Origin of the sequence: Cupriavidus phytohabitans, assembly GCF_000426345.1 — a bacterium.
Taxonomy (GTDB): domain Bacteria; phylum Pseudomonadota; class Gammaproteobacteria; order Burkholderiales; family Burkholderiaceae; genus Cupriavidus.
Window position 1 is genome coordinate 1 of sequence record NZ_AUFE01000013.1, and the last position, 25,526, is coordinate 25,526.

Annotated in this window: 21 protein-coding genes; 11 read left to right on the forward strand and 10 right to left on the reverse strand. The window is 65.5% G+C overall.

Annotated elements, in window-relative coordinates; genetic code table 11:
* Window positions 1-669 (forward strand): 3-hydroxyacyl-CoA dehydrogenase NAD-binding domain-containing protein (locus tag K309_RS0112220; RefSeq protein WP_029046682.1); only part of this gene is annotated, 669 nt, incomplete at its 5' end.
* Between the two features lie 221 nt (window positions 670-890).
* A complete protein-coding gene (locus K309_RS39905) occupies window positions 891-1,220 on the forward strand; it encodes a hypothetical protein (RefSeq protein WP_084402407.1) in 330 nt (109 codons plus the stop codon).
* A 27-nt stretch (window positions 1,221-1,247) separates the two neighbouring features.
* Here K309_RS39905 and K309_RS0112230 read toward each other — a convergent pair whose 3' ends face one another.
* Together K309_RS0112230 and K309_RS0112235 are read right to left on the reverse strand one after the other, a co-directional pair.
* A complete protein-coding gene (locus K309_RS0112230) occupies window positions 1,248-1,670 on the reverse strand; it encodes a DUF3293 domain-containing protein (RefSeq protein WP_029046683.1) in 423 nt (140 codons plus the stop codon).
* Window positions 1,671-1,672: 2 nt separating this feature from the next.
* Entirely contained in the window at window positions 1,673-2,341 is a 669-nt protein-coding gene (locus tag K309_RS0112235; protein WP_029046684.1) for a Crp/Fnr family transcriptional regulator, read from the reverse strand.
* 279 nt (window positions 2,342-2,620) lie between these two features.
* Between K309_RS0112235 and K309_RS0112240 the strand changes: the two genes are divergently transcribed.
* From K309_RS0112240 to K309_RS0112270, 7 genes are all read left to right on the forward strand, one after another.
* Window positions 2,621-4,579, forward strand: a complete 1,959-nt coding sequence (locus K309_RS0112240) for an AMP-dependent synthetase/ligase (protein ID WP_029046685.1) — start codon at window positions 2,621-2,623, stop codon at window positions 4,577-4,579.
* A 23-nt stretch (window positions 4,580-4,602) separates the two neighbouring features.
* Window positions 4,603-5,565 carry an ABC transporter ATP-binding protein gene (locus K309_RS0112245; protein WP_029046686.1) on the forward strand — a complete coding sequence of 321 codons (963 nt, stop codon included), beginning with the start codon at window positions 4,603-4,605 and terminating at the stop codon, window positions 5,563-5,565.
* Between the two features lie 87 nt (window positions 5,566-5,652).
* Window positions 5,653-6,567 (forward strand): branched-chain amino acid ABC transporter permease, encoded by a 915-nt coding sequence (locus K309_RS0112250; protein WP_029046687.1) that lies wholly within the window; start codon window positions 5,653-5,655, stop codon window positions 6,565-6,567.
* Between the two features lie 24 nt (window positions 6,568-6,591).
* Window positions 6,592-7,668 carry a branched-chain amino acid ABC transporter permease gene (locus K309_RS0112255; protein WP_029046688.1) on the forward strand — a complete coding sequence of 359 codons (1,077 nt, stop codon included), beginning with the start codon at window positions 6,592-6,594 and terminating at the stop codon, window positions 7,666-7,668.
* A gap of 94 nt (window positions 7,669-7,762) precedes the next feature.
* Window positions 7,763-9,100: an ABC transporter substrate-binding protein gene (locus K309_RS0112260; protein ID WP_029046689.1), complete on the forward strand. Its 1,338-nt coding sequence runs from the start codon at window positions 7,763-7,765 to the stop codon at window positions 9,098-9,100.
* 202 nt (window positions 9,101-9,302) lie between these two features.
* Window positions 9,303-10,118, forward strand: coding sequence for an ABC transporter ATP-binding protein (locus tag K309_RS0112265; protein WP_029046690.1), 816 nt, complete (start codon window positions 9,303-9,305; stop codon window positions 10,116-10,118).
* Window positions 10,119-10,257: 139 nt separating this feature from the next.
* Entirely contained in the window at window positions 10,258-11,508 is a 1,251-nt protein-coding gene (locus K309_RS0112270; protein WP_029046691.1) for a phenylacetate--CoA ligase family protein, read from the forward strand.
* A 259-nt stretch (window positions 11,509-11,767) separates the two neighbouring features.
* On the opposite strand, the gene K309_RS0112275 is transcribed toward K309_RS0112270, so the two are convergent.
* The 6 genes from K309_RS0112275 to K309_RS41665 all read right to left on the reverse strand — a co-directional run bounded on the left by K309_RS0112275 (window position 11,768) and on the right by K309_RS41665 (window position 18,978).
* Entirely contained in the window at window positions 11,768-12,169 is a 402-nt protein-coding gene (locus tag K309_RS0112275) for a YbaN family protein (protein ID WP_084402408.1), read from the reverse strand.
* An 85-nt stretch (window positions 12,170-12,254) separates the two neighbouring features.
* Complete coding sequence (locus K309_RS0112280; RefSeq protein WP_029046693.1) at window positions 12,255-13,232, reverse strand: NAD(P)H-dependent flavin oxidoreductase; 978 nt, start codon at window positions 13,230-13,232, stop codon at window positions 12,255-12,257.
* A gap of 349 nt (window positions 13,233-13,581) precedes the next feature.
* A complete protein-coding gene (locus K309_RS0112285) occupies window positions 13,582-14,091 on the reverse strand; it encodes an acetone carboxylase subunit gamma (protein WP_029046694.1) in 510 nt (169 codons plus the stop codon).
* A gap of 23 nt (window positions 14,092-14,114) precedes the next feature.
* The gene (locus K309_RS0112290) at window positions 14,115-16,439 is read right to left on the reverse strand and encodes a hydantoinase B/oxoprolinase family protein (RefSeq protein WP_029046695.1); all 2,325 of its coding nucleotides are present in this window, start codon (window positions 16,437-16,439) and stop codon (window positions 14,115-14,117) included.
* 11 nt (window positions 16,440-16,450) lie between these two features.
* Window positions 16,451-18,595 carry a hydantoinase/oxoprolinase family protein gene (locus K309_RS0112295; RefSeq protein ID WP_029046696.1) on the reverse strand — a complete coding sequence of 715 codons (2,145 nt, stop codon included), beginning with the start codon at window positions 18,593-18,595 and terminating at the stop codon, window positions 16,451-16,453.
* A 245-nt stretch (window positions 18,596-18,840) separates the two neighbouring features.
* A complete protein-coding gene (locus K309_RS41665; RefSeq protein WP_156914350.1) occupies window positions 18,841-18,978 on the reverse strand; it encodes a hypothetical protein in 138 nt (45 codons plus the stop codon).
* A 71-nt stretch (window positions 18,979-19,049) separates the two neighbouring features.
* Between K309_RS41665 and K309_RS36450 the strand changes: the two genes are divergently transcribed.
* A complete protein-coding gene (locus tag K309_RS36450; RefSeq protein WP_084402411.1) occupies window positions 19,050-19,589 on the forward strand; it encodes a lecithin retinol acyltransferase family protein in 540 nt (179 codons plus the stop codon).
* Between the two features lie 295 nt (window positions 19,590-19,884).
* On the forward strand, window positions 19,885-21,903 hold the full coding sequence (locus tag K309_RS36455) for a sigma-54-dependent Fis family transcriptional regulator (RefSeq protein ID WP_035877312.1): 2,019 nt from the start codon (window positions 19,885-19,887) through the stop codon (window positions 21,901-21,903).
* Window positions 21,904-22,131: 228 nt separating this feature from the next.
* Here the strand turns inward: K309_RS36455 and K309_RS0112315 are convergent, their stop codons facing one another.
* Together K309_RS0112315 and K309_RS0112320 are read right to left on the reverse strand one after the other, a co-directional pair.
* Window positions 22,132-23,457, reverse strand: coding sequence for a sigma-54-dependent transcriptional regulator (locus K309_RS0112315; protein WP_029046697.1), 1,326 nt, complete (start codon window positions 23,455-23,457; stop codon window positions 22,132-22,134).
* 8 nt (window positions 23,458-23,465) lie between these two features.
* Complete coding sequence (locus tag K309_RS0112320) at window positions 23,466-25,472, reverse strand: sensor histidine kinase (protein WP_029046698.1); 2,007 nt, start codon at window positions 25,470-25,472, stop codon at window positions 23,466-23,468.
* Window positions 25,473-25,526 lie beyond the last annotated feature (54 nt).

Here is a 25,526-nt window from a genome sequence, read left to right on the forward strand (position 1 = left end):
CAGAAGGCCGACGCGCTGGCGCGCCTCAAGGGCAGCACCTCGTATGACGACCTGAAGGCCACCGACATCGTCATCGAGGCCGCCACCGAGAACTACGACCTGAAGGTCAAGATCCTCAAGCAGATCGACGGCATCGTCGGCGAGAACGTGATCATCGCGTCCAACACCTCGTCGATCTCGATCACCAAGCTGGCCGCGGTGACCTCGCGCGCCGACCGCTTCATCGGCATGCACTTCTTCAACCCGGTGCCGGTGATGGCCCTGGTCGAACTGATCCGCGGTTTGCAGACCAGCGACGCCACCCACGGCGCCGTGGAAGCACTGGCGAAGGCACTGGGCAAGTACCCGATCACGGTCAGGAACAGCCCGGGCTTCGTCGTCAACCGCATCCTGTGCCCGATGATCAATGAAGCCTTCTGCGTGCTGGGCGAAGGCCTGGCGTCGCCGGAAGAGATCGACGAGGGCATGAAGCTGGGCTGCAACCACCCGATCGGGCCGCTGGCGCTGGCCGACATGATCGGCCTGGACACCATGCTGGCGGTGATGGAAGTGCTGTACACCGAATTCGCCGATCCGAAGTACCGTCCGGCCATGCTGATGCGTGAGATGGTGGCCGCCGGCTACCTGGGCCGCAAGACTGGCCGGGGCGTGTACGTCTACAGCAAGTAATTCAGGCGGCACTTGCCGCGCTTGACTCGTCGCTCCGTGCCGGGGCGACGCCGGCTGTACCGCTCAGGGGTCGCCACGTGCGACCCCTGTCATTTCCCCGGTTGGCGACCTTTCGCCAAATCCTGCTTACACGCCGTTATAAATCGAAACACTCCGCCGCATCCGGTAACAGGAATGCCGGGTACAGTGCACCCATTCCTTTTACGACAAAAAGAAACCCAATGCTGCCTCCGGTACTTGTAGCTGCCCTGCTGGCGGGCGCGATGTCGCTGCTTGCCGCGCGTTCCGCCATGGCCCATGTCGATGTCGGCGTGCATATCGGCACGCCCGCCCCGGTCTATGTTGCCCCTGCGCCGGTCTACGTAGCGCCGCCGCCGGTGGTCTATGCGCCGCGCTATCACGGCTGGCATGGCGACCGCTACTGGGACGGCCGCCGCTGGTATGGGCGGCATGAGTGGCATGGGCACCGCCATCACCATCGCCACCATCGGCACCACCACCATCGCCACGGACATGGCCACGGGCACGGCCATCACGGCCACCGGCACTGAGCGGCCGCAGGCCTGAGGGGCCGCCGCTCAGCGCAGCAGCACCAGCCGCGGCACCGCGTCGGCGCCGCTCCAAACCACCGCGTTCTGGCCGTATTTCCCGCCCAGCAGGCGCGCATTGTCCAGCGACAGGCCCGGCACCAGGAAGCTCGGCTCGGCCGGCCAGCCGTTGGAAGGGTGCTCGCCGGCGGCAGCAATCGAACGCAATCCCATCTCCGCCACGTCCTGGGCCAGCTCCTGCTGGCGCGCAGCGTTGGCGTTGTCGCCGCAACGCTGGCTGAACGGATTGGCGGCGGTAATGAAAGCGCTGCACGTTACGCCAAGCGCCTGGTGCAGCGCCGCCAGCGGCGCGCTGGCCTGGTCGACCCGCAGGATCATCGGCGCATCGCCCAGCACGCGATAGTGCGTTTCGCAATAGGCCCGCAGCGTGGCCGCGTCGATGACGGTGGCCACCGCTACTCTCCGTACTGCCGCAATCCGTCGAGGTCCAGCACCTCGATCACGCCGTAGTCCACCCGCACCAGCTTCTGCTGCTCCAGCACCTTCAACGCCTGGTTGGCGCGCTGGCGCGAGATGCCGGCAAGCAGGCCGATTTCTTCCTGCGAGATCTCCAGCGTCTTGCCGATCCCCGGGTACAGGTGCTCATTGAACAGCGACGACACCGCGCGCGCCACGCGCGAATCGATGTCGAGCGAGCGTTCATATTCCACCGCCGCGATAAACTGCCCCAGGCGCTCGTTGAGCTGCGTCAGCAGGAAGCGCGTGAACGGCAGGCTGGTCTCCAGCAGCCACTGAAAAGTCTCGAGCGGCAGGAAAGCGATGGTCGAGCGGCGCAGCGCCATCACGTCGTACTTGCGGATCTCCGACTTGAGCACCGCGCCTTCGCCGAACCAGCCGCCGGTGGGCACGCCGGTAAAGGTCACCGACTTGCCCGAGGGCGAGACCGTGGTGATCTTGACGATGCCCTCCAGCACGCCCATCCAGTGTTCGGCCTTGTCGCCCTTGTGGCAGACGTAATCGCCCTGGCTGTATTCACGCACGCACATCGCGCGGCGCACGCGTTCACGTTGCGTGGGGCTCAGGTCTGCTGCCCACACGCAGCGGTCGACAAAATCGTTCAGCATGGCCTGAAAAAGCTCCCGTAGGGATTAACCCGGAATTGTCACCGGCGTGACAACCCCGGTGGTTGGCATGGGCTATCGTACGATCACAACGGAACCGCGGGTGCCAGAAAGGGCACGCCGGGAAGGCGGAAGACGCTTCCCCCGGCCCCTCCAGACAAGGCACAGACGGGCTTGATGCGATGCGGCAGATGCCGCCGGGCAAAGCAAGCCAAGTATAACGACCGGACCGGCGCTTGACACCGGGCGTGGACCCCCACGCCGGAGGGACAGGAGACAGCGATGCAGGAATCGTCGGCGACGACCTTCCCGCGATGGCTGCTGGCGCACGCCCAGCAGCGGCCGGATCATCCGGCCTATCGCGAAAAGGATCTCGGCATCTGGCAGACATACAGCTGGGCCCAGGCGGCACAGCAGGTGAGGGCGCTGGCATGTGGTCTGGCCGCGCTCGGTTTCAGGCGCGGCATGAACCTGGCGGTGGTGGGCGACAACCGCCCCCGCCTGTACTGGGCCATGACCGCGGCGCAGGCGCTGGGCGGCGTGCCGGTGCCGCTGTACCAGGACGCCATCGCCAACGAGATGGTCTACGTGCTCAACGATGCGGAGATCGACTTCGCCATCGTCGAGGACCAGGAGCAGGTCGACAAGCTGCTGGAAGTCGAAGCGCAGCTGGCCGAGTCCGGCCGCACCGTGCGCCATGTCATCTATGAAGACCCACGCGGCCTGCGCGACTACGAGCATCCCTCGCTGATGTCGTACGAGCGGCTGCAGGAACTGGGGCGCGAATACGACCAGGCGCATCCGGGCTTCTATGACGAAGCGATTGCCGCCGGACAGCCTGGCGACACCGCGATCATCCTCTACACCTCCGGCACCACCGGCAAGCCCAAGGGCGTGTGCCATTCGCATGCGGGGCTGATCGGCTCGGCGCGCAATGGCTGCGCGTTCGACCGCCTGACCGAAAAGGACGACGTGCTGTCGTACCTGCCGATGGCATGGGTGGGCGACAACCTGTTCTCCTATGCGCAGGCGATGGTGGCGGGCTTCACGGTGAATTGCCCGGAATCGCGCGAGACCGTGACGACCGACCTGCGCGAGATCGGCCCCACCTATTACTTCGCACCACCGCGCATCTATGAAGGCCTGCTGACGCAGGTGATGATTCGCATGGAAGATGCGGGCTGGATCAAGCGCAAGCTGTTCCACTGGGCGATGGACGTGGCGCGCCGCTGCGGCGCGGATATCCTCGACGGGCGCCCGGTGCCTGTCATGGAGCGCGCGCGCTATGCGCTGGGCGAAGCGCTGGTCTATGGCCCGCTGCGCAACGTGCTCGGCATGAGCCGCATCCGCGTGGGCTATACCGCCGGCGAGGCGATCGGGCCGGACCTGTTCCGCTTCTACCGCTCCATCGGCGTGAACCTGAAGCAGTTCTACGGCCAGACCGAGACCTGCGCCTACGTGTGCCTGCAGCCTGACGGCCAGGTCAAGTTCGATTCCGTGGGACCGGCCGCGCCGGGCATGGAAATCCGCATCGCCGACAACGGCGAGGTGCTGGTGCGCGGCGTGGGCCTGCTCAAGTCCTACTACAAGCGCGACGACGCCACGCGCGAGGCCATCAACGACGAGGGCTACTTCATGACCGGCGATGCCGGCGTGATCGATGCCGACGGCCACCTGAAGATCATCGACCGCGCCAAGGACGTGGGCAAGCTCGCCGACGGCTCGATGTTCGCGCCCAAGTACATCGAGAACAAGCTCAAGTTCTTTCCGTACATCAAGGAAGCGGTGGCCTTCGGCAATGGCCGCGACCAGGTCTGCGCCTTCATCAACATCGACTTCGAGGCAGTGGGCAACTGGGCCGAACGCCGCCATCTGCCATATGCGGGCTATGTCGACCTGGCCGCGCAGCCCGACGTGATCGAGATGATCGGCGAATGCGTGAACCAGGTGAACGCGGATCTCGCCAACGATCCCATGCTGGCGGGCTCGCAGGTCGCGCGCTTCCTGATCCTGCACAAGGAACTGGACCCCGATGACGACGAGCTGACGCGCACGCGCAAGGTGCGCCGCGGCTATATCGCCGAAAAGTACGGCGTGCTGGTGGATGCGCTCTACGCGGGCAAGTCCGAGCAGTTCATCGAGACGCGCGTCAAGTTCGAAGACGGGCGCGAGGGCAGCGTGTCGGCCACGCTGAAGCTGGTCGACGCCAAGCGGCTGCCGGTGGCAGCGCGCGCGGCATAGCTGAACAAGGCGGAGGCAGCAACATGACGCAAGTGGCATGGCAAGGCGCCGGCAAGCGCGAATGGACCGGCACGGCGCGCACCGATGCAAGCGCGGCGGGCGGCAGTGGCGCCATCGCGCCGGCGGGTCCGCTGTCGCCGGCGGGGCTGGCGGACGGCAGCGGCGCGCAACCCGGCACGCACCACGCGCAGCGCGCGGGCGAGCAGGCCCGCACCGGCGGCGAGGTGATCCTGGACCTGCAGCACATCTCGCTGTCGTTCGGCGGCGTGAAGGCGCTGACCGATATCTCGTTCGACGTCTGCGAGCACGAGATCCGCGCCATCATCGGCCCCAACGGCGCGGGCAAGAGTTCGATGCTGAACGTGATCAACGGCGTGTACCACCCGCAGCAGGGACGCATCGTGTTCCGCGGCGAGGAGCGCAAGCAGATGCACCCGACCGCCGCCGCGCGGCAGGGCATCGCGCGCACGTTCCAGAACATCGCGCTGTTCAAGGGCATGACGGTGCTCGACAACATCATGACCGGGCGCAACACGCAGTTCCGCACCGGGCTGTTCGCGCATGCGCTGTGGTGGGGGCCGGCACGCAACGAAGAGATGCGCCACCGCCAGAAGGTGGAAGAGGTGATCGATTTCCTGGAGATCCAGTCGATCCGCAAGACGCCGGTGGGGCGCCTGCCGTATGGCCTGCAGAAGCGCGTGGAACTGGCGCGTGCGCTGGCCGCCGAGCCTTCGATGCTGCTGCTCGACGAACCGATGGCCGGCATGAACGTGGAAGAGAAGCAGGACATGTGCCGCTTCATCCTCGATGTGAACCGGCAGTTCGGTACCACCATCGTGCTGATCGAGCACGACATGGGCGTGGTGATGGATATCTCGGACCGCGTGGTGGTGCTGGACTACGGCAAGAAGATCGGGGATGGGACGCCCGAGGAGGTCAAGGGAAATCCGGACGTGATCAAGGCGTATTTGGGAACATCGCACTGATTGTTTGCTTCTCTCTCCCGCGCGCGGGAGAGGGGAGCGCCACCAGAGCGTGAGCAATGCTGTTAGGCAAGCAAGCAAAGGCAAACCATGACGTTCTTCTTTGAAATCCTGCTCGGCGGCCTGCTGTCCGGCCTGATGTACTCGCTGGTGGCGCTGGGCTTCGTGCTGATCTACAAGGCCTCGGGCGTGTTCAACTTCGCCCAGGGCGCGATGGTCTACTTTGCCGCGCTGGCCGTGGTGGGGCTGATGGACAAGGGCATGCCGATGTGGGCGGCGGTGATCGGCGCCTTCGTGGTGATGATCCTGGTCGGCATGAGCACCGAGCGCTTCGTGTTGCGCAAGCTGGTCAACCAGCCGCCGATCACGCTGTTCATGGCAACCATCGGGCTGTCGTTCTTCCTGGAAGGGCTGGGGCCGCTGCTGTTCGGCAATGAAGTGCGACCGATCAACCTGGGCATCGTCGACGAGCCGATCGAATCGATCCTGACCAATTTCAACATCGTCATCTCCAAGTTCGACCTTGCCGCCGCCGCCATCGCCGGCGCCCTGGTGGGATCGCTCGCGCTGTTCTTCCAGTACACCAAGGTCGGCCGCGCGCTGCGCGCGGTGGCGGATGACCATCAGGCCGCGCTGTCGCTGGGCATCCCGCTGCAGAACATCTGGGCGATCGTGTGGGGCGTGGCGGGCTTCGTCGCGCTCGTGGCCGGCATGCTGTGGGGCTCGCGCAATGGCGTGCAGTTCGCGCTGACGCTGACCGCGCTGAAGGCGCTGCCGGTGCTGATCCTGGGCGGCTTCACTTCGGTGCCCGGCGCCATCGTCGGCGGGCTGATCATCGGCGCGTCGGAGAAGCTGGCCGAGATCTACATCCCGCCGGTGTTCCAGTCGGTGTTCGGCGGCAATTTCGGCGGCATCGAAGGGTGGTTCCCGTACGTGTTTGCCCTGCTCTTCCTGCTGGTGCGGCCCGAGGGGCTGTTCGGCGAGAAACATATTGATCGCGTCTGACCGACTTCGCACAGGAGACTTGCCATGTTTTATCGTGAAGCCGGCCAGTTCAAGACCAGCTACGTTGCCGACAGCCAGATCTTCCCGATCCGCCAGGACCGCATCGGCTTTGCCGTGCTGATGGCCGTGGCGTTCGTGGCGATCCCGTTCGTCGGATCGGAGTACTGGTTCTCGGCCATCCTGATCCCCTTCCTGATCTTCTCGCTGGCGGCACTGGGGCTCAATATCCTGACCGGCTATGCCGGGCAGCTGTCGCTCGGCACCGCGGCCTTCATGGCGGTGGGGGCCTACGCGGCCTACAACTTCCAGCTGCGCATCGAAGGCATCCCGGTGCTGCTGTCGTTCCTGCTGGCCGGGCTGTCGGCGGCGCTGGTGGGCGTGGCGTTCGGCCTGCCGTCGCTGTGCATCAAGGGGTTCTACCTGGCGGTGGCCACGCTGGCGGCGCAGTTCTTCGTGGTGTGGGCGCTGACCAAGTTCCCCTGGTTCTCCAACAACAGCTCGTCGGGCGTGATCACGGCGCAGCGGCTGGACCTGTTCGGCATTGCCATCGATACGCCGGTGAAGAAGTACCTGTTCGTGCTGGCCATCGTCACGGTGCTCGCGCTGATCGCCAAGAACCTGGTGCGCTCGGCGACGGGCCGCGCCTGGATGTCGGTGCGCGACATGGACGTGGCGGCCGAGGTGATCGGCATCCCGCTGATGCGCACCAAGCTGATGGCGTTCGCGGTCAGCTCGTTCTACTGCGGCGTGGCCGGCGCGCTGTATGCGTTCTGCTACCTGGGCTCGGTGGAGCCGGACGGCTTCTCGCTGGACCTGTCGTTCCGCGTGCTGTTCATGATCATCATCGGCGGCGTGGGCAGCATCCTGGGCTCGTTCCTGGGCGCGGCGTTCATCCTGCTGCTGCCGATCTTCCTGGACAACGTGCTGCCGCCGCTGGCGTCGCTGCTGCACCTTCCCTTTACCAACGCCACTGTGTCGCACATCCAGCTGATGGTGTTCGGCGGGCTGATCATCTTCTTCCTGATCGTTGAGCCGCACGGGCTGGCCCGCCTGTGGCAGATCGCCAAGGAGAAGCTGAGGTTGTGGCCATTCCCGCACTGACGGAGCGGGATCCTATTGTCTGAACGCAGGTCCTGAGTGAAGTACTGAAGCCTACACATAACGAAACGCCCCACCGAGGGCGAAGGAGACTGTCATGACCAACCTGATCCGTAACGTGCAACGCGCCGCCCTGGTGGTCAGCGCCGCGGCTGCACTGCTGGCGCCGGCGGTGCCGGCACTGGCGCAAAGCAACGAGCAGTTCGTCGCGCTGCCGAGCTATCGCGTGGGGCCATATGGCGCCAACGGGCAGTCGTGGTATGGCGGCTTCATCGACTACCTCAACTATGTCAACCTGAAGGACGGCGGCGTCAACGGCGTCAAGCTGAGCTGGGAAGAGTGCGAGACCGAGTACAACAACGCCAAGGGCGTGGAGTGCTATGAGCGCCTGAAGTCCAAGAACGCCACCACCAAGGGCACGGCGTACCACGCCATGTCCACCGGCATTTCCTATGCGCTGGTCGACAAGACCGCCGCCGACAAGGTGCCGCTGGTGATGATGGGCTATGGCCGCACCGACGCGGTGGATGGTTCGGTGTTCCCGTATGCGTTCCCGCTGGTGACCACGTACCAGATGCAGGTCTCGGCCATCGTCAAATACCTGGCCAGCAAGAGCGGCGGCTCGCTGGCCGGCAAGAAGATCGTCTACCTGTACCACGATTCGGCCTATGGCAAGGAGCCGATCGTGGCGCTGCAGGCCGAGGCGCGGCTCGGCAAGTTCAACCTCGTCGAGATCCCGGTGGCGCACCCTGGCAACGAGCAGGGCGCGCAATGGCTGAAGATCCGTCAGGAGAATCCCGACTACGTGATCTTCTGGGGCTGGGGCGTGATGAACCAGACCGCGCTGAAGGCCGCGCAGAAGGTGGGTTTCTCGCGCGAGAAGATGATCGGCTCCTGGTGGGCGGGCTCCGAGGAAGACACGGTGCCGGCCGGTGATGCCTCCAAGGGCTACATGAGCGCGACCTGGAACGTCGCGGGCAAGAGCGTGCCGCTGATCTCCGACATCGAGAAGGTCGTGTACGGCGCCGGCAAGGGCAACATGCAGGACAAGAACAAGATTGGCTCGGTGCTGTACAACCGCGGCGTTTCCGCGGCGGTGGTGACGGTGGAAGCCGTGCGGGTGGCGCAGGCCAAGTTCGGCAAGGGCAAGCCCATGACCGGCGAGCAGATGCGCTGGGCCTTCGAGAACCTGAACCTGACCAACGCGCGCCTGCAGCAGCTGGGTGCCACCGGCTTGCTGCCCGAGATCAAGACCAGCTGCGAGAACCACGAGGGCTCGGGCAAGGTGAAGATCCAGCAGTGGGACGGCAGCAAGTGGGTGGTGGTGTCGGACTGGATTGAAGGCAACAAGGGCCTGATCCACCCGCTGTTCAAGGCCACGGCGGCGCAGTATGCGAAGGAGAAGGGGATTACGCCGGGGTGCTCGAAGTCTTGATGGCCCGCAACCTCCGACTGTTTGCTCCCCTCTCCCGCTTGCGGGAGAGGGGCCGGGGGTGAGGGCGGGCGCTGGCAGCAGGACGAACGTCAGCACTTCGTCGACGCGCCCACCCTCACCCCAACTCTCTCCCAGAGGGAGAGGGAGAACCCAGTCGGGACAGTGAAAGCTCAACGCAATACCGTCACACCATACCCGCACCATGAGCCTCCTATCCATCAACAACATCGAAGTCATCTACGATCACGTGATCCTGGTGCTCAAGGGCGTTTCGCTCGAAGTGCCGGAGGGCAAGATCGTGGCGTTGCTGGGCGCCAACGGCGCGGGCAAGACCACCACGCTGAAGGCGATCTCCAACCTGCTGCACGCCGAGCGCGGCGACGTGACCAAGGGCACCATCGAGTATCGCGGCGATCGTGTCGACCAGCTCACGCCCAACGACCTCGTGCGCCGCGGCGTGATCCAGGTGATGGAAGGGCGCCACTGCTTCGCGCACCTGACCATCGAGGAAAACCTGCTCACCGGCGCCTATACGCGCGGGCTGTCGCGCTCGCAGACGCGCGATGAGCTGGAGAAGATCTACAACTACTTCCCGCGCCTGAAGACGCGCCGCAAGTCGCAGGCGGGATACACGTCGGGCGGCGAGCAGCAGATGTGCGCGATCGGCCGGGCCATGATGGCCAAGCCCGCAATGATCCTGCTCGACGAACCTTCGATGGGCCTGGCGCCGCAGATCGTCGAGGAAATCTTCGAGATCGTGCGCGACCTGAATTCGCGCGAGAAGGTCAGCTTCCTGCTGGCCGAGCAGAACACCATGGTGGCGCTGCGCTATGCCGACTACGGCTACATCCTGGAAAACGGCCGCGTGGTGATGGACGGCGACGCCGAGTCGCTGCGCACCAACGAGGACGTGAAGGAGTTCTACCTGGGCGTGGCCGCCAACGACGCGGATGGCGGCGCGCGCAAGTCCTTCCGCGACGTGAAAAGCTATCGCCGCCGCAAGCGCTGGCTGGCCTGAGAAGGGCGCATAGACCGGCTGCGCGGGCCGTATCGAGCCCTGCGATGCTCGCCGTACCGCGGGTCTGCGGTTGCGGCTGCGCTTCTCGGACACGTCCGACCATGAATGCAAACATTTGCCACTCACGGCAGCACTGATCATGCCTGAATACTTCGATTCGCTCGAAACCCGCGCGCCGGCAGTCCGCGAGCAGGCGCTTCTCGCCGCCCTGGCACGCCAGGTGGCCCACGCGCGCGACAACGCGCCGTACTTCACCGAGCTGTTGCGCGACGTGGACCCGCGCTCGCTGACGTCGCGCGAGGCGCTGGCGGCGTTGCCGGTGACGCGCAAGTCCGAGCTGACCGCACGCCAGCGCGCGCTGCCACCGCTGGGCGGCCTCAATGCGACGCCGTTGGGCAGGCTGCGCCATGTATTCCAGTCACCGGGCCCGATCCACGAGCCCGACGGCCACGACGCCAACTGGTGGCGCACGGCCCGCGCCATGCACGCCGCGGGCTTCCGTGCCGGCGACCTGGTCTACAACACCTTTTCGTACCACTTCACGCCGGCAGGCATGATGATGGAGACCGGCGCGCACAAGCTGGGCTGCTGCGTGTTCCCGGCGGGGGTCGGCCAGACCGAGTCGCAGGTGCAGGCGCTGGCCAGCCTGCAGCCGGCGGCCTACGCGGGCACGCCTTCGTTCCTGAAGCTGCTGCTGGAACGCGGCGACGAGATGGGCATGCCATGCACCAGCCTCACGAAGGCGCTGGTCTCTGGCGAGGCGCTGCCGCCGTCATTGCGTGCGTGGTTCCAGCAACGCGGTGTGCGCGTGCAGCAGATGTACGGCAGCGCGGATCTCGGGCTGATCGCCTACGAGACCGAGGGCGGCGACGGCTGGGTGGTGGACGAGGGCGTGCTGGTGGAGATCGTCGAGCCGGGCGGCACGCGGCCGATGCCCGAAGGCGAGACCGGCGAGGTGGTGGTGACGGTGCTGGGCAACGGCGACTATCCGCTGATCCGCTTCGGCACCGGCGACCTGTCGGCGGTGGTGGCGGAGTCCTCGCAGCGGCCGAGCCCGTGCGGGCGCACCAATATCCGGCTCAAGGGCTGGCTGGGACGCGCGGACCAGGCGACCAAGGTCAAAGGCATGTTCGTGCATCCGGGGCAGGTGGCGGACGTACTGCGCCGCCATCCGGAAATCCGCGCGGCGCGGCTGGTGGTGACCGGCGATCCCGGCGCGGACGTGATGACGCTGCGCTGCGAGGCAACGCGCGAGGATGCCGACTTGCAGCGCGCGGTGGCCGAGTCGCTGCGCGAGGTGATGCGATTGCGCGGGGAGGTGGCATTCGTGGCAGCGGGGTCGTTGCCGCAGGATGGGAAGGTGATCGAGGATGCGCGGCGGTATGAGTGAGTGAGCTGGGGCCGGGGGCAGGGCTTCGTGGATACGCCGGCCCTCACCCCCGGCCCCTCTCTCTCTCTCTCTCTCTCTCTCTCTCTCTCTCTCTCTCTCTCTCCCGCGCGCGGGAGAGGGGAGCAAACCGTCGGTGTATGAGGGCTTTCGAGCTAGCCATCGCCCGCGGCATTCGCTCCCCTCTCCCGCTTGCGGGAGAGGGGTGGGGGTGAGGGCCGGCGCATCAACGAAGTGCCGCGCGCAAATCCACCGCGCAGCCTTACCCCTCCGGCCCTTCCACCGGCCGCGTCGGCAACCGGACCATCCACACACTCACCCCCACCGCACAAGCCAGCAGCGCCGCCGAAGCAACCGGTCGCGCCCGCAGCAGCCAAGCCGTGGTGCCCATCGACAGCCACATCATCGACAGGGCCAGGCACTTGGCCCGGAACGGAATGCTCCGATACCGCTGCCAGTCGCTGACCAGCGGCCCGAAGCGCGGATGCCCCATCAGCCAGCCGTGGAAGCGCCGGGAACCGCGCGCGAAGCACGCCGCGGCCAGCAGCACGAACGGCGTGGTCGGCAGCACCGGCAGGAAGATCCCGATCACGCCCAGCAGCAGGCAGAGCCCGCCCAGCGCCACCCAGACGGCGCGCAGCACGCGCTGGCGGTGGCTCAGCACGGACTCAGGATCGGGCGGAAGGTCGGGGTTGGAGGGCTGCAATGGTCGAACAAAGGGCCGCTAAGCGGCCCCGGCGATGGATCGGTCAGCGCGCAATCCCAAGCCGCGCCTTGGCCGCATCGTACTCCGCTTTCATGCGCGCGACGATCTCGCCGGCGCTCGGGATGTCGTGGATCTGGCCCACGCCCTGGCCGGCGCCCCAGATGTCCTTCCACGCCTTGGCCTTGGAGCTGCCGCTGGAGAAGTCCATCTTGGTCTTGTCGGCCACCGGCAGGTTGTCCGGGTCCAGGCCCGCGTTGCTGATGCTCTCGCGGATGTAGTTGCCGTGCACGCCGGTGAACAGGTTGGTGTAGACAATATCCGCGGCCGCCGAGCTGGTGATCGACTGCTTGTACGTTTCGGCAGCGTGCGCCTCCTGCGAGGCGATGAAGCGCGTGCCCACGTAGGCGAAGTCGGCGCCCATGGCCTGCGCCGCCAGCACCGCCTCGCCGGTGGCGATCGAGCCCGACAGCGCGATCGGGCCGTCGAAGACCTTGCGCACCTCGCCCACCAGCGCGAACGGCGACAGCATGCCGGCATGGCCGCCGGCGCCGGCCGCGACCAGGATCAGGCCGTCAACGCCGGCCTCGATCGCCTTTTCGGCATGGCGCAGGCTGATCACGTCGTGCAGCACGATGCCGCCGTAGCCGTGCACCGCGTCGATCAGCTCCTTGGGCGGCGCGCGCAGCGAGGTGATGAAGACCGGCACCTTGTGCTCGACGCAGACCTTGATGTCGTGCTCGAGCCGCGCGTTCGAGCCATGCACGATCTGGTTGACCGCGACCGGTCCCACCGGCGCGCCGGGGTTGGCAGCCTTGAACGCGGCCAGTTCGTCCTCGATCTGCGTCAGCCACTCGTCGAGCAACTCCGCCGGGCGCGCATTGAGCGCGGGGAACGAACCGACGATGCCGGCCTTGCACTGCGCCAGCACCAGTTCGGGATAGCTGACGATGAACATGGGCGAGGCAATCACGGGCAGGGCCAGGTTCTGCAGGACCTGGGGCAGGTGCTTGGCGGCGGGCATGGTGTCTCCTGAACCACGGGCGGGCACGTGGAACATGCCCTAAATGAACGGTCGTTCGATTATAGGGAGTTTCCGGGGTGCGTCGCTAGAAGCCCAAGTCTATGCCGATCCTGCGCGCCATGGCAGGCGGGTCAGTGCGCGGGCGGCGCCAGTTCGCGGTGTGGTGCAGGCACCACTGCATGGCAGTCAGATTTCAGTGCTAGAGCATGACTCTCCTTGGGGTTGCCGGTCGTGCCCTTCTGCCCAGGCAAACGCCGACGTGGTGCTTGCCTGGCTATTGCCGATATATTTCCCGTTCCTCAGGCTGCGGGGAACAGGCAGTGCCTGCCCCCCGCTCTTCAGGCGGCGATCAGTCCGGGGCGCGCTCGGGGACCGGTAGCTGTACCCATTCCTTATAGAAGGCCTCGATGTCCGGCTCGAAGTCGTGGATTACCGGGTACCAGGGGGTGGGCGCCTCGACATCGTGCATGGTGCCGCATGCCGGGCAGTAGTACTCGCGATATACCTGCCACTGGGTGTCAGGGGCCATGAGCCTTGGGTAGACCTCGGTCATTGCCTCTTCGGTGTCGCGCACATAGATCGAGGCATGCAGTTTCCAGTTCTCGCGATAGTCGCAGAACTCGTGGCCGCAATCGCACTTGACCATCCATTTCCCGGTGCCGGCCGATTGCACAATGTGCATGTGCGGGCCGAGCGGAAGCACGATACGGTCCGGGAAGCTCACCTTGGCCTGCAGTGCGGCCAGGTACTGCTCGAACCGGCTGTCATCCTTGGGCATCGAGAGCATGCGGAAGGTGGTTTCCCAGTCCAGGGACCCCTCGACGAGGTGGGCAACCTGTTCATTGGTGTAGGCAGACATTGTTCAGCTCCTTGATTCGGTGATTACTCTTCGACCTGGACGACGGTGGTGACGTCGGGCAGCAGGGAGAGATCCATGCGGTGCTTGGCGCCGTAGGACGGCACGCCCAGTTCTTCCTCCAGCAGCTGCCACTCGGCGGGGAGGTTCCAGAATGCCTTGAACTCCCGCGTGAACTTCTCCGACAGGGCGAAGCTGGTGGCGAACATGTGCTGGACCTGGACGGACGCGTGCTTGTTGAGGATGCGTTCGCGTTCCTCCTTCATCCATTCGCGGGTTGGCAGGGACCGGGCCAGGCGTTCCTTGCGGATCTCGGCACGGCGGGCCTGGGTCTTGCCTGCATCCACCGTGAACACGCCCCTGGCGTCCTGGGTGAAGACCGCGCCATAGACTTTCTGCGCATATTCCGGCAGCAGGAATTTCTGGTTGAGGTCCTCCTCGATGGCTTTCGGATCCCGGTCGATCGGGTCACCAAAGCCCGGGCCGCCACGCAGGTAGTTGAGGTACAGGTCGTGGTTGGCGTAGCAGTCCTCGGTAGTGATGCACTGCTTGTCACGCTTGACCACGGCGGTGGCGTCGATGTGGCGCTCGTAGTCCGGCTTGCCCGGATCGATGTCGCCGCCCAGAGGCAAGGAATCGCCGATGGCGATGCGCTTGTCCAGCCCCGTCTTGTGCGCCTCAAAGCGATAGCCGGTGGCTGAGGGATAGCCGCCCATCATGCCCCAGTCGCTGTTCATGAACCCGTTGCCCATGAAGAACATGGTCCAGTCCTGGGCGTTCCACACCATCCGCAGCGTCTCGAAGCCGCAGCCGCCACGGTACTTGCCATACCCGCCGGAGTTGGCCTTGACGTTACGGCCAAGGTAGAGCAGCGGCTCGGCCATCTCCCAGATCTCGATGTCGCCCATATCGCCTTCCGGGTTCCAGATGGCGGCGGCATGGTTGAGACCGTCCTTGACGGCGCAGGCGCCCGTGCCGCAGGAACTGGCCTCGAAGCTGTTGACCGCGTGGATCTCGCCATCCTGGTTGATGCCGCCGCCTTGCAGCCAGTTGGAGGTGTTGGCGTTACCGGCGTTCACCTCTTCCAGATAGCCGCGGCTGAAATAAGACTGGGAAAGACCGCGCCACAGGGCGGCCCAGCCGGATACCAGGAAGTGCCAGGCATAGGCATGGCCGGTGCGGCGGTCATCCGGATTGCACCAGGTACCCTTTGGCAGGCGGAACTCGGTGGCGAAGTAGGCCCCGTCGTTGATGCGCTGTGTGGGCACCAGGGTCTGGCACATCATCACCCAGATTCCGGAAGTAAATGCCACCTGATGGGCGTTGAAGGTGTGCCAGCCCCAGCGGCTCGCGCCCTCGAAGTCCAGGCGCCACTTGCCGTCCGGCCTGATGGTCATCTCCACCGGCGAGTGCATGATGGAGTCGAGCTTGGCGAAGGCGTTGGAGACCTGCACGTCGTCGTGCTTGTAAGGCACGTCGACAAAGGAGACCTTGCGGTATTTGCCCGGCAGGGTCATGGCCTTGATACGGCTCTGCAGTCCGCGGCGGCCTTCTTCGATGACCTCGAAGGCAAACTTCTCATAGGCTTCGATGCCGTCGGCGCGGATCACTTCCTCGACCAGGTCGCGGATCATGTGGCAGCCGGCGATACGGGTCTTTTCGTCGAGAATCCAGTATTTCGGCGTGCGCACCGAGCGCTGGGACTCGTGCAGCCAGTCGCGCAGCGGCTCGTCGTTCACCCCGGTCTTGCGGCAGGTGATCATGTAGCCGTCGCCGAAGCGCTGGGTCTGGCCGGTGGACATCGAGCCCGGCGTCACCGAGCCGGTGTCGATGACGTGGGTGACGCCGCCGACCCAGCCTATCAGCCGGCCTTCCCAGAAGATCGGGACGATGGTGGCGATGTCGCAGGGGTGGACGTTGCCGATCGCGCAATCGTTGGTCGTGAACATGTCGCCGGGGTTGATGCCGGGGTTGGCCTCCCAGTTGTTCTCGATCATGTACTTGATCGCCGCGCCCATGGTGCCGACGTGGATGATGATCCCGGTCGAAGTCAGGACGCAGTCGCCGGCGGCGTTGTAGAGGGTGAAGCAGAGCTCGCCTTCCTGCTCGACGATGGGGCTGGCGGCGATCTTCTTGGCGGTTTCGCGGGCATGCACCAGGCCCCCGCGCAGCTTGGAGAACAGCTTCTCATAGCCGATCGGGTCGCTGTCACGGAATTCCAGCTTCTTGAGGCCGTTGTAGTGGCCGGTGGCCTGGGTGCGCTCGATGATGCGGTCGCGGTACTGCTTGAGCGTCTGGCCGTTCTGCAGCAGGTCGGCGAATCCGACTTCCTTATGGCTCATCATATTCATGGCGGGTCTCCTTACTTCACTTCCTTGAGATGGAACAGGCGGTGCTTGTCGATCGTGGTTTCGAAGCCGTCGGGCACGACGAAGGTCGTAGCGTCGGATTCGATGATGGCGGGACCCACGATGTGGTTGCCGGCCTTGAGGGCTTCCATCTTCCAGAGCGCGGCATCCACCCACTTCTTGTGGCGGTAGAAGGGACGGGTGCCAAGATAGGCGTCCTTGGGCGGCGTCGGGCCGGCATCCGGGTCTTCCGGCAGCACCGGCTTCTGGGTCACGACGGTGCCGCGCAGGATGGCGCCCGTGATCGAAAAGCCCAGTTCCGGCGAACGCGCAGAGCTGGCGTAGACGCGGCCGTAGGTGTTCTCGAAGGCCTCGACGATCTGGTCCCAGTCGGCCGCGGTAGCGGCGCTGGTCACCGGCGAGACGATCTCGAGGTCATTCAACTGGCCCATGTACTGCATCTTGTAGCCGGGGATCAGCAGCACGTCCTCGGGCTTGTAGCCGTTGAGGACGAATTCTTCGATGACCTTGACTGCCAGTTCAGACCAGGCTTCCTGCAGGCTCTTGCAGGCGGTTTCCTTGTCGGTGTCGGGGGCGTGCTGGGCGACACCAAGGTCCACCGACTTGTCATAGCGGTACTCGAAGTCGGCGCAGGCGCAGCCGAAGGCCGAGAAGCCGGCGGCCCAGGCCGGCACGACGACGTCCTTGAAGCCGACGCCCTCGGTGTAGCCGTAGGTGTGCACCGGGCCCGCGCCGCCGTAGGAGAAGCAGGTGAAGTCCGCCGGGTTGTAGCCCTTGGCGCTGATGTTGGCGCGCAGGTACTCGGAGAGGGTGAGGTCGAGCAGCTCGATGACGCCGGCGGCGGCATCCTCGACCGACAGGCCGAGCGGGTCGGCGATCTGCGCCTTGATGTGGTCGCGGGCGCGCTGCACGTCGAGCTTGATGGCACCGCCCAGGAAGTTCTCCGGGTTCAGGTAGCCGAGCACGACGTGGCAGTCGGAAACGGACACCGTGTCGAGGCCGCTTTCCGGCCAGCAGGTGCCGACGCGGTAGCCGGCGCTGTCGGGGCCCAGCTTGATCGACTTGCTGTAGGGGTCGAGGCGCACGAAGCTGCCGGCCCCGGCGCCGACCGAGTCCATCGCCACCAGGGGCAGGGAGAGGACCAGCCGCGCCATGTCGGGGTCGGACTTGATGGCGAAATTGCCCTTGGTGATCAAGGCCACGTCGAAGCTGGTCCCGCCAATATCGGAGCAGGCGATGTTTTCGTCGCCCAGGTACTCGCCCAGCAGCCTGGAGCCGATGACGCCGCCAATGGGGCCGGAGACGATCGTGCGAGCAAGCTCCTTTGCCTTCCAACTGATGGTGCCGCCATGCGTGGCCATCACCCGCAGGTCGAACCTGGCGCCGTGCTTCTTGAACCGGTCACTCACCTTTTTCAAGGTCTGGCGCGAAGGCTCTGCGCCGTAAGCCTCGAGGATGGTGGTATTCATCCTGTGGCTTTCCTTGCGCGACGGGTAGTAGTCCACCGAGGCAAAGACCGGAATATCCGTCTTCAGCTTCTTCAGCTCCTCGCGCACGATGTCGCGGGCGCGCTGCTCGCTCGATTCGTTCTTGTGGGATTGCAGCAGGCAAATGACGATGGCTTGCGAGCCGGCCTCCACCAGTTCCCGGGTCGCCTGACGGACTTCCGCTTCACGCAGAGGGATGACCACCTTTCCCTGCACGTCGGTGCGCTCGGTGACGCCGCGCGTGCGCGAGACGGGCACCAGGGGCTCGTCGTAGCGGTGTGTGTTCAGGTGAATGCGGTCCTCCAGGGCATAGCCCAAGTAGCTCTGCAGCGCACGGCCCATCGAGTGAATCTGCTCGAAACCGCGGTTGCAGATGAGGCCAACGGCGAGGCCCTTGCGCATCAGGATGCGGTTGAGCATGGCCGTACCGGAATAGACACAAGTCACCAGCTCCGGATAGACGTCGTCCACTGTCCGGTCCCAGTGGGCGAGGGCGTCTTCGGAAGAGTTGTAGATGGCAAGCGATTCGTCGCCGGGATTGCTCTGCGCCTTGCCGACCACGAAGCGGCCATCGGAGCGCACGAAGAATGTGTCGGTCATCGTGCCACCAGCATCGATGCCCATCACCTGTACGGTGGACTGCGATTGCATACTGCCTCCTGTCATTGGTGTAGTCATGGTGGGATCTCCCACGACTCATTCATGGCAAAGCTTGTGCCAGGCCTGGCCGGCAGCAGGGAGCAGCCCCGCAAGGCGATTGAATTCAACGAGTTGCCGGCATTGCCTGGCCACTCCGCTGGCGGCAGCAGGCCTGTCGTCAGTGTCCGGATTCACGACGTCCTGCGCAGCGGTGTCCGGGAATCGGACGCTTTCTGACCCGGCCGATGCGATTGGCCTCAGGCAAGCGCCCGCGGCATCTGGTAGTTGGAGCGCTGACGGCAGGCCAGCGCGGATTGCGCCAGGCGTGGCGGCATGAAGGTCTGCCGGTCGCTGCCGTCACGGACAGGAACCTCGACATTCCTGGGCGCCGCCATGCAGATTGCTTGTGGCTGGCACGCGCTATGCACTGGCTTCACGCGAATGGCAGCGAAATATGGTGAAGCCCATGAAGAATTCAATGAGGTCAAGACGCCTGAATGTCGAAGCGGTTGCCGACATGGACCTGGCGATCGGAACCCATCTCGTCACCAATCGACTTTGGTACACGCATCATGGCGTCTATGCCGGGGCCGGCAAGGTCGTGCACTACGCAGGTCTGTCGCGGTCACTGCGTCGCGGGCCGGTGCACGAGGTCACGCTCGCGGAATTCGCGCATGGGCATCCGGTCTGGGTCCGGCAAAGCCCCGGCGCCAGGTTTGCTGGTGCGGAAGCCGTCCAACGCGCCTACTCCCGCATCGGCGAGGATCGCTATCGCCTGATTTCCAATAACTGTGAGCACTTCTGTACGTGGTGCCTATATGGCGAGAGCCGCAGCGAGCAGATCGATGTATGGAGGTTCCGGGCAAGCGATGTGGTTGCTGCCGGGATCAGGGTTGTCAGGCTGTTCACGGTCGCAACCTCGCTAAGTGTGTCCGCGCTGCGAGCAGTTTCGCGATTCGGATTCGAGGGCCAGATATTCGCGAACTCAACGCAATCCACTTCCTGAACCCGCGCGCTGGCGCATCGGGCTAGGCCGATGGCCAGTCGGCACGGATGGCCTCTCAACATCGGCCACCGTGCTCGGCCGTTCGTGGCGGCTACTGCTGCCGCGCATGTCGCGCGGGCGCTGGTTGAGGCTGTCCGGTTTCCGGACACCTGAAGCCGGGATGACTGGAAACCGGACACCGGACACCTTCCGGAGGGCTGTTGCAAAGCACAAATTATTGATTTGGAAAGAGATTCATTGACTTGGTGGTGGCACGCGGATACGGTTACTTCAGTCAATTGAGAGCGACCGTCCCATGCCGTTTTCTCGTTGCGGCACCCTGATTCCCCGCATCGGCGATGAGCCCGTCGTGGCTTCCGCGTGGGAGCATTTTGTGCAGGACCAGCCCCTGGAAGGGGCAGGTGTGCGCAGCGTCGTCCTGGCGTCGTGGCAGCGGTGTCGTTCCGAGGCCGTTGACCCTGCCAGGCATGCCGCACCGGCGGCTGCAGCCGAACGTGTCCGCCAGTTGCAGCGGCAGAACCGGGAGCTCTGCGAAGCCGCGCGTCCGGCACTCGAGAGCCTGCGCGACATCCTGCGGGAATGCGGCACGCTCATCATGCTCTGCGACCCGGGCGGAACCGTTCTCCACCTCAATGGCGAGACCAGGGCCCGCAGCATTGGCGAGGGGATCAACCTGGCCACCGGTGGCTGCTGGAATGAGGATGTCATCGGCACCAATGCCATCGGTACCGCGATCGCCACCGCTGCTCCGGTTCAGATCCATGCCGACGAGCATTTCTGCCTGGACGTCAAGCGCTGGACCTGCGCCGCCGCTCCCATTCTTGACCCCTTTAGTCGCACCCTGCTGGGGGTCGTGGATGTTTCCGGCGTCAAGGAAACCTTCCATGGCCACACCTTGGGTCTGGTGGTGGCTGCTGCCAGGCAGATCGAAGGCGAACTGGCCCGCCGCGACGTTGGTCTGCACGAGCGGCTGCTGACCCGGGCCATTGATCATTTCATCCGTTACGCCAGCGACTACGTTGTGCTTGTCGACAGCCGCGGACGCATTGTTCGTACGAACGGAAATGCGCAGGCGGCGCGGGAGAGCCATGAAGTCCGGCTGCCCTCGGAAGTTGGCAGCCAGGTACCAGGACTCAATCTCGCATTGCCCGAAATTGATCGGTCCTGCCAACGCCCGGAATGGCTGCGTCCTGAATGGCTGCACCCGGTGAAGGACCATGAGGGCATGCTCGGTACGGTGCTGGTGATCCCGCTCGGGACGCGCCAGAATCGAACCACTGTATCGCTGCCCACGGCCACGGCCACGGCCACGGCCAGGGCGACAACGGCGGGCGATGCGTTCGGTGAAATCATAGGGGAGAGCGCGGTGCTGGAGGCGATCAAGGCGCGCGCGCGCCGTATCGCCCCTCTCGATCTGCCGGTGCTGCTCCTTGGCGAGACTGGCGCGGGGAAGGAGCTCTTTGCCAGAGCCCTGCATCGGGCAGGCAACCGCCCCGAGGGGCCGTTCGTTGCCGTCAATTGCGGCGCTTTCACCCGTGAGCTTCTGGCCAGCGAACTCTTTGGCTATTCCGATGGAGCCTTTACGGGCGCTCGCCGTGGTGGTCTTCCAGGGAAGTTCGAGCAAGCCGACGGTGGCACGCTCTTCCTCGACGAAGTCGGCGAGCTGCCGCTTGACATGCAGCCCCACCTGTTGCGCGTGCTGCAGGATGGCATCGTGGTCCGCCTGGGCGATACCCGCGAGCGGCGCGTTTCGGTGCGCGTCGTCGCAGCCACGAACCGTGATCTGCAGAAGGAGATCTCCGCCGGGCGCTTCCGCGAAGACCTGTACCACCGCCTCTGCGTGGTCAGCCTGCCACTACCGCCGCTGCGTGATCGGCCTGGCGATATCGAGGCAATCATTGCGCATCTCAACAGCAAACTCGCACGCAAGTATGGCTGTACGCCCAAGCAGCTTGAACCCGCCCTGCACCAGACGCTTCTGAGCTATCGCTGGCCGGGCAACATACGTGAGCTGCAGAACGTCTTCGAGGTGATGTTCGCTCTCAGCGAAGGCGACATTATCGATGCTTCGTTACTACCCCCGAGCATCGCGCAGTCGGTAAAGGACTCATTTCCCTCAACCTCGACGCGGATACCTGCCTCATTCGGGCGGCTTGAGGAACTGGAGAGACAAGCGATACTTGATGCGATCGCGAATTCCCACGGAAATATTTCTATGGCCGCCCGGACTCTGGGTATTTCGAGGAGTACGTTGTACGTGAAGTTGGCTACGATTCGGGCTGAGCCGGTCTTGGCTCCGCCAGATCATCCGTAGGCAGTCCAAAGCGGAGCGCAGCAGCAACAGTATTCGCGAGTTCCCGCCTTTCCCGGAATTCCTCGGTAAACTAAAAAAAACGCCCCGCAATACTGCGGGGCCATCAATTACCACGAAGACTGATACAGCCGGCAGGGCACCTGCCAATGCCACAACCGCATGCGAAGCATAGAAAACCAATGTGACGCCCACATGGCAACAAGGTGAACACCCAATGACAGCCAAAGATCAAAGCCCATAGCGCTTGATCTTGTCATACAGCGTAGCCTTGCCAACCTGCAGCAGATCAGCCGCCTGACTGACGGCGCCCCCCGTCCGCGCCAGCGCATCGGCAATCACCGCCCGCTCATAGCGCTCCATCCGTTCCCGCAGCGGGGCGGTCTCGTCTGATGCCGCAGCCTGCGCACCAGCCTGACCTCCCTCCGGCACCCCCAACACCAGCCGGTCCGCCGCATTCCGCAACTCCCGCACATTCCCCGGCCAAGGCCGCTGCTGCAGCGCCTGCCGCTGCGTCTCCGACAGGATCGGCGCCGGCCGCTGATAACGCACCGCCGCCACCAGCATGAAATGCTCGAACAGCGCCACGATATCCTCGCGCCGCTCCCGCAAGGGCGGCAGCGCAATCGTGACCACGTTCAGCCGGTAATACAGGTCTTCGCGAAACATGCCCTGCGCCACCAGCGCATCCATATCCCCCTTGGCCGCCGCCACGATCCGCACATCGATCTTCACCGACGCATTCGACCCCAGGCGCTCGAGCGTCCCTTCCTGCAGGACCCGCAACAGCTTGACCTGCAGCGCCAGCGGCATGCTTTCGATCTCATCGAGAAAGAGCGTCCCGCCCGAAGCGTGCTCCAGCTTGCCGATGCGTCGCTTGCCCGCTCCGGTGAAAGCGCCGGCCTCATGCCCGAACATCTCGCTCTCGAAGATAGCCTCGGGCACCGCCCCGCAGTTCAGCGCAATGAACGGACCCTCGGCGCGACCGGACAGCGCATGCAGGCTGCGCGCCACCAGTTCCTTGCCAGTGCCGGTCTCGCCATTGATCATCACCGGCACGTCAGTCGGCGCCACGTTGGCCACCAGCGCCCGCACCTGCTCGATCGCCGGCGAACGCCCGATGATCCGCGTACCCGCGGCGGGACCGGCCAGCTCACGCCGCAACGCCTGGTTCTCCAGTTCGAGCGCCCGCCGCTCCAGCGCCCGGCGCACGGTGTCCGTCAGCCGGTCGGCCCCGAAAGGCTTCTCGATAAAGTCATACGCGCCTTCACGCATTGCCTGCACGGCCATCGTGATATCGCCGTGCCCCGTCACCAGCACCACCGGCACACCCGGCGCCGCGTTGCGGCAATGCTGCAGCAGATCCAGCCCGCTGGCGCCGGGCAATCGCACGTCGGACACCAGCACGCCGGGAAAGCCCGCATGCAGATGCGGAATGGCGGCTTCGGCCGATGGCAGCGCCAGCACGGTAAAGCCAGCCAGCTCCAGGCTTTGCGCGGTGGCCTGCCGCACCAGCGGCTCGTCTTCGACAAACAGGACACGCAGACCGTCTTGCATGGCAATGCTCATTGGGGAGTGGAAACCGGCAGCGCCGCGTTCGCGCTGGGGCTGGCCGGCGCGCGCGCCAGCACCAGCGTGAACTGGGCGCCGCCGCCGGGCACGTTGGCCACGCTGAGCTGGCCGCCGAACTCGCGCACGATCGATGATGAGATCGCCAGCCCCAGCCCCAGGCCCTGCCCGGTTTCCTTGGTGGTGAAGAAAGGTTCGAACAGGCGCGGCAGCGCTTCCGGCGCGATGCCGGTGCCGTTGTCGCGCACGGCGAGGGTGACGGTGCCGGCATCGGAGTGCACGTCGATGTCGATGCGGCCTTGCGCCTGCGCCGCCGAGGCGATGGCATCGAGCGCATTGCCGATCAGGTTCAGCAGCACCTGTTCAAGCTTGAGTTCGTCGGCTCGCACGGACAGGCCGGGCTGTTCGTCGAGGCCGGCCACGCTGACCGTCACCTCGCCCAGCCGCGGCGCCAGCAGCGCCAGCACGTGATCGAGCGCGGTGCGCACCACCACTGGCCGCCGCACCGGGCGCGCCTTGCCGGCGAACAGCTTGAGCTGGCCGGTGATCTTGCCCATGCGCTCGGTCAGGTCGGCGATGGCCGTCAGGTTGCCTTCGGCGGCAGCAAGCTGGCCGCGTTCAAGCAGCACGCGCGTGTTGTCGGAGAATGTGCGCAGCGCCGCCAGCGGCTGGTTCAGCTCATGCGTGATGCCGGCCGCCATCTGCCCCAGCGCGGCCAGCTTGCTGGCCTGCACCAGTTCGTCCTGCGCCGCGCGTAGCTCGCTTTCGGCGCGGGTGCGCTCGGCAACCTGTTCCTCGAGCTTTTCGTTGATCGCCATCAGGTCGGCGGTACGCGCTTCCACGCGCCGTTCCAGCTCGTCATACGCCGCTTCCAGCAGCCGCCGGCTGTATTGCATGTCGCGCGCGCGTTGGCGGCGCTGGCGCCAGTTGACCAGCAGCAGGCAGATGCAGGCATAGGCCAGCGCCGCCGCCACGGTGGCGTTGCGCGCATTGGCCAGCACCGGCTCCAGCGGTGCCATCACCTGCATGGTCCAGTCGGCCGGGCCGACGGTGCGGCCCAGTTCCAGGTAGCGGTCGGCGCGCTGGGTGGCGTCGGAGGTAAAGGTGGTGCGGGCCGCGGGCGACTCGTCGCGCACGCGTACCAGGCGCGCGTTGGCGCCCAGCGTGGTCTGCGCGAGCCAGCGCGTGACAGGCGAATCCAGTGGCTCCAGCGGCAGCGGGGTGACCGCGCGGCCGTGGTACTGGCGCGTGCTCTGCATTTCGGCCTGCAGCGCCGGCGGCAGCGGTTGCAGCGTGCGGTACTGCCACGCCGGCACCGACGACAGGAAGATCACGCCATGGTCGTCGCTGACCATCAGCGGCTCGGCGCCGCTGCCGGCGCGCTGGAACCACTCCAGGTTGAGCTTGACCACGGTGACGCCGATGACCTTGCCGCCGGATTCCACCGGCTGCGCGATGTAGTAGCCGGGTTCGTCGCTGGTGATGCCGATGGCGTAGAAGCGGCCCATCCTGCCGCCCGCGGCGATCTGGAAGTAGGGGCGGAAGCGGTAGTCGGTGCCGACGAAGCTGCCGGGCTGGCCATGGTTGCTGGCGGCCAGCGCAATGCCGTTGGCGGCGATCACATAGGTGGCCGACGCATGCGCGCGCCGGTTGACCTCGGCCAGGTAGTGGTTGGCGGCGGCGACGCGCGCCGGGTCGTGGGGAGATTCGAGCAGCCCGCGCACGAAGGGGTGCAGCGACACCAGCGCGGGCAGGAATTCGTAGCGGTCGAGGGTGCTTTCGAGCGTGGCGGCGTAGCGGTCGGCACGCGTGGCGGTGCTCTGCTGCAGCGCGGCCAGGCCGCGCTGGAACGACACCAGCCAGGTCAGCCCGCATAGCAGCAGCAGGCCCGCCAACAGTGCGACGGCGAAACCCCACCACCGGCTGCTGCCGGTGTCCGGCGCATGCACCGCGCGGGTGGCGGCGGGATCATGCACGGCGAGGAAATCGTCGGAGTGTGGCATCGGCGCGCGCGAGGGCTGTCGCGCCGATGATACCCGCTGGCGGGCGGCCGGGGC

Bases quoted from the DNA above. Each gene is read 5' to 3' on its own strand.
- K309_RS39905 (WP_084402407.1), top strand. From the start codon at position 891: ATGCTGCCTCCGGTACTTGTAGCTGCCCTGCTGGCGGGCGCGATGTCG.
- K309_RS0112235 (WP_029046684.1), bottom strand. From the start codon at position 2,341: ATGCTGAACGATTTTGTCGACCGCTGCGTGTGGGCAGCAGACCTGAGC.
- K309_RS0112240 (WP_029046685.1), top strand. From the start codon at position 2,621: ATGCAGGAATCGTCGGCGACGACCTTCCCGCGATGGCTGCTGGCGCAC.
- K309_RS0112245 (WP_029046686.1), top strand. From the start codon at position 4,603: ATGACGCAAGTGGCATGGCAAGGCGCCGGCAAGCGCGAATGGACCGGC.
- K309_RS0112250 (WP_029046687.1), top strand. From the start codon at position 5,653: ATGACGTTCTTCTTTGAAATCCTGCTCGGCGGCCTGCTGTCCGGCCTG.
- K309_RS0112255 (WP_029046688.1), top strand. From the start codon at position 6,592: ATGTTTTATCGTGAAGCCGGCCAGTTCAAGACCAGCTACGTTGCCGAC.
- K309_RS0112260 (WP_029046689.1), top strand. From the start codon at position 7,763: ATGACCAACCTGATCCGTAACGTGCAACGCGCCGCCCTGGTGGTCAGC.
- K309_RS0112265 (WP_029046690.1), top strand. From the start codon at position 9,303: ATGAGCCTCCTATCCATCAACAACATCGAAGTCATCTACGATCACGTG.
- K309_RS0112270 (WP_029046691.1), top strand. From the start codon at position 10,258: ATGCCTGAATACTTCGATTCGCTCGAAACCCGCGCGCCGGCAGTCCGC.
- K309_RS0112280 (WP_029046693.1), bottom strand. From the start codon at position 13,232: ATGCCCGCCGCCAAGCACCTGCCCCAGGTCCTGCAGAACCTGGCCCTG.
- K309_RS0112285 (WP_029046694.1), bottom strand. From the start codon at position 14,091: ATGTCTGCCTACACCAATGAACAGGTTGCCCACCTCGTCGAGGGGTCC.
- K309_RS0112290 (WP_029046695.1), bottom strand. From the start codon at position 16,439: ATGAATATGATGAGCCATAAGGAAGTCGGATTCGCCGACCTGCTGCAG.
- K309_RS0112295 (WP_029046696.1), bottom strand. From the start codon at position 18,595: ATGCAATCGCAGTCCACCGTACAGGTGATGGGCATCGATGCTGGTGGC.
- K309_RS41665 (WP_156914350.1), bottom strand. From the start codon at position 18,978: ATGGCGGCGCCCAGGAATGTCGAGGTTCCTGTCCGTGACGGCAGCGAC.
- K309_RS36450 (WP_084402411.1), top strand. From the start codon at position 19,050: ATGAAGAATTCAATGAGGTCAAGACGCCTGAATGTCGAAGCGGTTGCC.
- K309_RS36455 (WP_035877312.1), top strand. From the start codon at position 19,885: ATGCCGTTTTCTCGTTGCGGCACCCTGATTCCCCGCATCGGCGATGAG.
- K309_RS0112315 (WP_029046697.1), bottom strand. From the start codon at position 23,457: ATGCAAGACGGTCTGCGTGTCCTGTTTGTCGAAGACGAGCCGCTGGTG.
- K309_RS0112320 (WP_029046698.1), bottom strand. From the start codon at position 25,472: ATGCCACACTCCGACGATTTCCTCGCCGTGCATGATCCCGCCGCCACC.